4 protein-coding genes and 1 pseudogene are annotated in these 7,340 nt (G+C 50.1%); all 5 read left to right on the top strand.

Annotation, left to right across the window (positions count from 1 at the left end; genetic code table 11):
• Positions 1–159 precede the first annotated feature (159 nt).
• The 5 genes and pseudogenes from AC4GL5_RS18110 (at position 160) to prpF (ending at position 7,106) form a co-directional block, all read left to right on the top strand.
• The gene (locus AC4GL5_RS18110; RefSeq protein ID WP_490384210.1) at positions 160–858 is read left to right on the top strand and encodes a GntR family transcriptional regulator; all 699 of its coding nucleotides are present in this window, start codon (positions 160–162) and stop codon (positions 856–858) included.
• A gap of 13 nt (positions 859–871) precedes the next feature.
• On the top strand, positions 872–1,762 hold the full coding sequence (gene prpB / locus AC4GL5_RS18105) for a methylisocitrate lyase (RefSeq protein WP_490384209.1): 891 nt from the start codon (positions 872–874) through the stop codon (positions 1,760–1,762).
• Positions 1,763–1,871: 109 nt separating this feature from the next.
• Positions 1,872–2,999 carry a bifunctional 2-methylcitrate synthase/citrate synthase gene (gene prpC / locus AC4GL5_RS18100; RefSeq protein ID WP_490384208.1) on the top strand — a complete coding sequence of 376 codons (1,128 nt, stop codon included), beginning with the start codon at positions 1,872–1,874 and terminating at the stop codon, positions 2,997–2,999.
• 183 nt (positions 3,000–3,182) lie between these two features.
• Positions 3,183–5,786: pseudogene (gene acnD, locus AC4GL5_RS18095) on the top strand (Fe/S-dependent 2-methylisocitrate dehydratase AcnD).
• A gap of 138 nt (positions 5,787–5,924) precedes the next feature.
• Entirely contained in the window at positions 5,925–7,106 is a 1,182-nt protein-coding gene (prpF, locus tag AC4GL5_RS18090; RefSeq protein WP_490384207.1) for a 2-methylaconitate cis-trans isomerase PrpF, read from the top strand.
• The last annotated feature ends 234 nt before the right edge of the window (positions 7,107–7,340 follow it).

Below are 7,340 nucleotides of genomic sequence, written 5' to 3'. Positions count from 1 at the left end.
CCTTCTGATTATAAAGCAAAAAAACTGATATCAATGGATTGTTGTTTTCAGATTGTAGACAAATGCGACTTTTGTTGATGTTGACGCATATCAGTCAATTGTCTACATTCCTCTCAACGTTAAATTGTCGACAATTAAATTACAGAAGAACACTTGACCATGTCAGACGTTCAATATGCCTATGAAGAGGCTGAAACCCGCACCTTGGCGGATCGGGTGTTTGAGCAGATTCAAACCGCGATTGTTAAAGGTGATATTCCGCCGGGTAGCAAGATTACAGAGCCGGGCTTGGCTAAAGAGTACGGCATAAGCCGTGGACCGCTGCGCGAAGCGATCCGTCGGCTGGAAGGGAGGCGCTTGATTAAGCGTATTCCCCATGTAGGAGCGAGGGTTGTTTCCCTCTCCTTTGAAGAATTGCTGGATATCTATGATGTGCGTGAAGCGATGGAAGGTATGGCGTGTCGCCTGGCTGCCCGCAACATGACTCCAGAAGAGATTGAAAGCTTAAGAGCACTGCTGGCGCGCCACGAAGAAACCTCAGAACTACAGGAAGGTGTGGCGTATTACCAGAAAGAAGGTGATCTGGACTTCCATTTCCGAATTGTGCTGGGAAGTAAAAATGAGAAGCTGACCGAACTCCTGTGTGGTGAGCTTTATCATCTGGTTCGGATGTACCGCTATCAGTTCAGCGCTTCAAGCTCACGACCTAAGCGTGCTTTTGAAGAGCACCACAGAATCGTGGATGCAATCGAACAACGTGATGAAGAGTTGGCTGAAATGTTAATGCGACGCCATATCAGTGCGTCGCGTAAAAATGTAGAACAACGTCTGCGTGAATCTCAGGCAGAACAACCCTAAGAAGGAATAAGCCATGACTAAGTTGACTGCGGGTGCCCGTTTCCGTAAAGCGCTGGCTGAAGCGAATCCACTTCAGATTGTAGGTACCACTAACGCCTACCATGCCATGATGGCAGAGCGTGTTGGACATAAAGCGATCTACCTTTCTGGTGGTGGTGTTGCAAACCACTCTTATGGTCTGCCTGATCTGGGTATGACGTCTATGAATGATGTTCTGGCTGATGTTAATCGCATCACCAGCGCAGTTGACACGCCTCTGTTGGTTGATATCGATACCGGTTGGGGTGGTGCCTTCAATATCTCCCGTACCGTTAAAGAGATGATCAAAGCAGGTGCCGCTGCTGTTCATCTTGAAGATCAGGTAGCTCAGAAGCGTTGTGGTCACCGTCCGAATAAAGAGATCGTTTCTCTGGAAGAGATGGTTGATCGTGTTAAAGCAGCAGTCGATGCAAAAACGGACGATGACTTCTTCGTTATGGCACGTACTGATGCGTTCCAGATGGAAGGCCTTAATGCGGCTGTTGAACGTGCGCAGGCATGTCTGGAAGCGGGTGCTGACGGTATCTTCGCTGAAGCGGTTCACACCCTGGAAGACTATAAAGCTTTCTCTGACGGTATTAATGGTGCTCACCTGCTGGCGAACATCACTGAATTTGGTGCGACACCGCTGTTTAATACTAAAGAACTGGCTGAAAACGGTGCCTCAATGGTGCTGTATCCTCTGTCAGCTTTCCGTGCAGCGAACAAAGCCGCGCTGAATGTATATGAAGCCTTACTGCGTGATGGTGATCAGAAAGCTGTGGTAGATAGCATGCAGACCCGTATGGAGCTGTATGATTTCCTTAACTATCACGATTTTGAAGAGAAGCTGGATGCACTGTTTGCCGAAGGCAAAAACAAGTAATCAGACTTCTTTGTGTATCGGCTGCCTTAGGGCGGCCTTTACCGGTAATGAATTCCAACGACTTACAATAAAAAATCGGACTCTCTGAGCGATTGCAAAGGAGCATAGAATGGTAGACAAGAAATTAGCTGGTGCGGGCCTGCGTGGTCAGTCGGCAGGTGAAACAGCCCTGTGTACTGTGGGTAAATCCGGTGCAGGTCTGACCTATCGCGGTTATGACATTAAAGAACTGGCAGACAAAGCGCTGTTTGAAGAGGTGTCTTATCTGTTGGCATACGGCAAGCTGCCAAATCAGGCTGAGTTGGATGCTTACATGGCTAAGCTGAAGACTCTGCGTGGCCTGCCTGAAGCGTTGAAAGTAGTTCTGGAACAGATTCCGGCTGATGCTCATCCGATGGATGTGATGCGTACCGGTATCTCTATGCTGGGTAACCTGGAAACAGAAGAGGATTTCTCAGAGCAGACTGACCACATTGAGCGCATGCTGGCGGTATTCCCTGGCATGATCAACTACTGGTACAACTTCAGCCACAACGGCAAGCGTATCAATGTTGAAACAGACGCTGATTCTATTGCTGAACAGTTCCTGTGGACTTTGCACGATAAGAAGCCTGATCCTCTGCACGTTAAAGTGATGCATGCTTCTCTTATCCTGTATGCCGAGCATGAATTCAACGCATCCACCTTTACCGCTCGTGTTTGTGCTTCTACATTGTCTGATATTCACAGCTGTGTTACTGGTGCGATTGGTTCTCTGCGTGGTCCGTTGCATGGTGGTGCTAACGAAGCGGCGATGGACATGATCGAGCAGTGGAAGTCTGCGGATGAGGCTGAAGAAGCGATCATGGGCATGCTGGCGCGTAAAGATAAGATCATGGGCTTTGGTCATGCGATCTACCGTGAGTCTGACCCACGTAATGCGATCATCAAAGAGTGGTCCAAGAAGCTGTCTGAACAGGTTGGCGACACACATCTTTATGCGGTTTCTGAGCGTGTTGAAGCGGTTATGTGGCGTGAGAAGAAACTCTTCTGTAACGCTGACTTCTTCCATGCATCGGCATACCACTTTATGGGGATTCCGACCAAGCTGTTTACCCCGATTTTTGTATGCTCCCGTGCGTCCGGTTGGACCGCCCACGTTATGGAGCAGCGCGCTAACAACCGTATTATCCGTCCAAGTGCGGATTACACCGGTCCTGAATCTGCCGAATGGGTAGATATTAAAGACCGTGCTTAATCGGTTGTGAATCAGAATTTGGCGGGGCTGGACGATACTTGCCTCTTATGCCCTTGCCCCTGCCTTTTTTGTTCCGGCTATCGGGTTCGCCCGATAGCCACAGTTCAGATTGAGAAGGCTGGTGACGCCTTGTCTCCTCCTTTGTAAGTCCCTCTACGACCTTATTTCGAGTGGATTCCTGACATGAATACTCAATACCGTAAATCCCTTACCGGCACTTCGCTGGATTATTTTGATACCCGTGAAGCGGTTGATGCGATTAAGCCGGGTGCTTACGCAGCACTGCCTTACACGTCACGTATTCTGGCGGAGCAGCTGGTACGTCGCTGTGAGCCTGAAGCTCTGACTGATTCTCTGAAACAGCTGATCGAGCGTAAGCGTGATCTGGACTTTCCCTGGTATCCTGCCCGTGTGGTTTGTCATGACATTCTGGGTCAGACTGCGTTGGTGGATCTGGCCGGTCTGCGTGATGCGATCGCTGAAAAAGGTGGTGATCCGGCTAAAGTGAACCCGGTTGTACCGACTCAGCTGATCGTTGACCACTCTCTGGCAGTAGAAGCACCAGGTTTTGATCCGGATGCATTCGAGAAAAACCGGGCAATTGAAGATCGCCGTAACGAAGACCGTTTCCACTTTATCGAGTGGACCAAAACCGCTTTCGAAAATGTTGATGTAATTCCTGCCGGTAACGGCATCATGCACCAGATTAACCTAGAGAAGATGTCTCCGGTGGTTCAGTCTCGTGAAGGTGTGGCTTTCCCGGATACTTGTGTGGGTACTGACTCCCATACCCCCCACGTTGATGCGCTGGGTGTGATCTCTGTCGGTGTTGGTGGTCTGGAAGCAGAGACCGTGATGCTGGGGCATCCTTCCATGATGCGTCTTCCTGATATCGTGGGCGTTAAACTGACTGGTAAGCGTCAGCCGGGCATTACGGCTACTGATATCGTGCTGGCTCTGACTGAATTCCTGCGTCAGGAGCGTGTAGTCGGTGCTTATCTGGAGTTCTTTGGTGAAGGTGCTGACAGTCTGACCGTTGGTGACCGGGCTACCATCTCTAATATGACACCAGAGTTTGGTGCGACTGCTGCGATGTTTTACATCGACGAGCAGACCATTGATTATCTGAAGCTGACTGGCCGCGAACCTGAGCAAGTTGCATTGGTTGAGCAGTATGCGAAAGAGACTGGTCTATGGGCGACAGATCTTAAAACAGCTGAGTAGGAGCGTGTACTGGAGTTTGATCTGTCCACTGTTGTGCGGAATATGGCTGGTCCGTCTAACCCGCATCGTCGTCTGCCAACTTCAGATCTGGCCGAACGTGGTATCGCCACGAACTATGAAGCGGCTAAAGCGGAAGAAGAAAAAGGGTTGATGCCGGATGGAGCCGTTATTATTGCGGCGATTACCTCCTGTACCAACACGTCTAACCCACGTAACGTTGTTGCTGCTGGCCTTGTAGCGAAGAAAGCGAATGAGCTGGGCCTGGTACGTAAGCCTTGGGTGAAATCTTCTTTTGCACCAGGTTCAAAAGTTGCCAAGCTGTATTTGGAAGAATCCGGTCTGTTGCCTGAACTGGAAAAACTGGGCTTTGGTATCGTAGCTTACGCCTGTACAACCTGTAACGGCATGTCCGGTGCACTGGATCCTAAGATTCAGCAGGAAATTATCGACCGTGACCTGTACGCAACTGCCGTACTGTCCGGTAACCGCAACTTTGATGGTCGTATTCACCCATACGCTAAGCAAGCGTTCCTGGCATCGCCTCCGTTGGTTGTTGCTTACGCTATTGCCGGTACCATCCGTTTCGATATCGAAAAAGATGTACTGGCCGTTGTCGATGGCAAAGAGATCACGCTGAAAGATCTGTGGCCATCGGATGAAGAGATTGATGCAATCGTAGCTTCAGCAGTTAAGCCTGAGCAGTTCAAACAGATCTATATCCCAATGTTTGATCTGGGTGACAAAGAGCAGGCGGAAAGTCCGCTGTATGATTGGCGTGAAATGTCTACTTATATCCGTCGTCCTCCTTATTGGGAAGGTGCACTGGCAGGTGAGCGTACACTGACTGATATGCGTCCTCTGGCGATTCTTCCGGACAACATCACAACGGATCACCTGTCACCATCTAATGCGATCCTGCTGGACAGTGCTGCTGGTGAATACCTTGATAAAATGGGGCTGCCGGAAGAGGACTTTAACTCTTACGCAACCCACCGTGGTGATCACCTGACGGCACAGCGTGCAACGCTTGCTAACCCGAAACTGATGAACGAAATGTGCCGTGATGAAAGCGGTGAAGTGATTCAGGGTTCTCTGGCCCGTGTTGAGCCGGAAGGTCAGCAGATGCGTATGTGGGAAGCGATCGAAACCTACATGAACCGTAAGCAGAACCTGATTGTGGTTGCTGGTGCGGATTACGGTCAGGGTTCTTCACGTGACTGGGCGGCAAAAGGCGTTCGTCTGGCCGGTGTTGAAGTGATCGTTGCTGAAGGCTTTGAGCGTATTCACCGTACTAACCTGATCGGTATGGGCGTCTTGCCGGTACAGTTCCAGGAAGGCACAACCCGCCTGACTCTGGGTCTGGATGGTACCGAAACCTATTCCATTAAAGGTGGGTTGGCACCGCGTAGTGAGCTGACACTTGAGATCAAGCGCCAGAATGGCGAGCAGGTTAATGTGCCTGTGATCTGTCGCTTGGATACTGAAGCAGAAGTGACCGTCTATAACGCTGGTGGTGTATTGCAGAAGTTCGCTAAGGACTTCCTGGAATCAGAAGTCGCTTAATAGACTGATCCGTTAAGCGCCCACTTCGGTGGGCGTTTATCGTTTGTCAGTAAAAACAGTATTTCATGGTGCAGCAGATTTTCACTGCTGCTTCACAGTATTCGGGTGATTAACCCGTCAAAAGAAGCGGGGCAAAAGATGGGCAGTGTTCCTCAAATTAAAATTCCGGCGACTTATATTCGTGGTGGCACCAGTAAAGGTGTGTTCTTCCGACGTCAGGATCTGCCTGCTGCAGCTCAGGAGCCGGGTGAAGCTCGGGATAAAATTCTGCAGCGTGTGATCGGTAGTCCTGATCCATACGGCCAGCAGATCGATGGCATGGGCGGTGCAACGTCCAGTACGTCCAAAACTGTTATTCTGGATAAAAGCACTCAGCCGGATCACGATGTGGATTACCTGTTTGGTCAGGTTGCTATCGACAAAGCCTTTGTCGACTGGTCCGGTAACTGCGGTAACCTGACCGCAGCTGTTGGTGCCTTTGCTATTGCTGGCGGCTTGGTGGATGCGGATCGTATTCCGGAAAATGGTACCTGTACTGTTCGTATCTGGCAGAAGAACATTCAGAAGACCATCATCGCTCATGTGCCAATCACCAATGGTGAAGTACAGGAGACTGGTGACTTCGAGCTGGATGGTGTGACTTTCCCGGCAGCCGAAGTGGTCGTTGAGTTTATGGATCCCGCTGATGGTGAAGGCTCCATGTTCCCGACTGGCAATCTAGTGGACGATCTGGAAGTGCCGGGCATCGGTACCTTCAAAGCAACCATGATCAGTGCGGGTATTCCTACGATCTTCCTGAATGCAGAAGAGATCGGTTACAAAGGCACTGAGCTGCAAAAAGATATTAATGGTAATCCTGAAGCTTTAGCGCGCTTCGAAACGATCCGTGCCCATGGTGCAGTCAAAATGGGGCTGATCAAAGATGTCTCAGAAGCTGCTGCTCGTCAGCACACACCAAAAGTAGCGTTTGTAACCCCGGCTACAGACTACACGGCTTCAAGTGGTAAAGAGATTGCCGCATCGGATGTTGATGTCTGTGTACGTGCGCTTTCTATGGGTAAGTTACACCATGCGATGATGGGTACGGCTTCTGTTGCGATCGCAACGGCAGCAGCAGTGCCGGGTACGGTGGTTAACCTCGCTGCCGGCGGTGGCGAGCGCGAAGCGGTAACCTTCGGTCATCCATCGGGTACCCTGCGTGTTGGTGCTGCAGCGGAAAAGTTGGATAATGGTGACTGGCGTGCCAAGAAAGCGGTCATGAGCCGTAGCGCCCGCGTTATCATGGAAGGTTTTGTTCGCATTCCGGGCGATACCTTCTAAGACGCTTGATGTCTCAGGCTGTCATAAAATCCCGCCTCTTTGAAACAAAGGGGGCGGGATTTTTATTTGTGAAAATAGTGATATATAAATCTTGAATACGCAGTGCCCCGTCATCCGTGGCCTACAGGCAGGTACTTGTAGTTAATTTACAAAAAATGCCATTTATTTGTAATTAAGGGTTGTACTGCCCCGTTTTGTGCGTATAATTCGCCCTCGTTGTCACGGAGCAAGTCT

Source organism: Oceanospirillum sp. (assembly GCF_982874595.1).
Note: the sequence above shows the minus strand (reverse complement) of the source record. Positions and strands in the feature narration are given on the sequence as shown.

Excerpts from the sequence above, each read along its gene's own strand:
- AC4GL5_RS18110 (WP_490384210.1), top strand. The coding sequence starts at position 160 with ATGTCAGACGTTCAATATGCCTATGAAGAGGCTGAAACCCGCACCTTG.
- prpB (WP_490384209.1), top strand. The coding sequence starts at position 872 with ATGACTAAGTTGACTGCGGGTGCCCGTTTCCGTAAAGCGCTGGCTGAA.
- prpC (WP_490384208.1), top strand. The coding sequence starts at position 1,872 with ATGGTAGACAAGAAATTAGCTGGTGCGGGCCTGCGTGGTCAGTCGGCA.
- prpF (WP_490384207.1), top strand. The coding sequence starts at position 5,925 with ATGGGCAGTGTTCCTCAAATTAAAATTCCGGCGACTTATATTCGTGGT.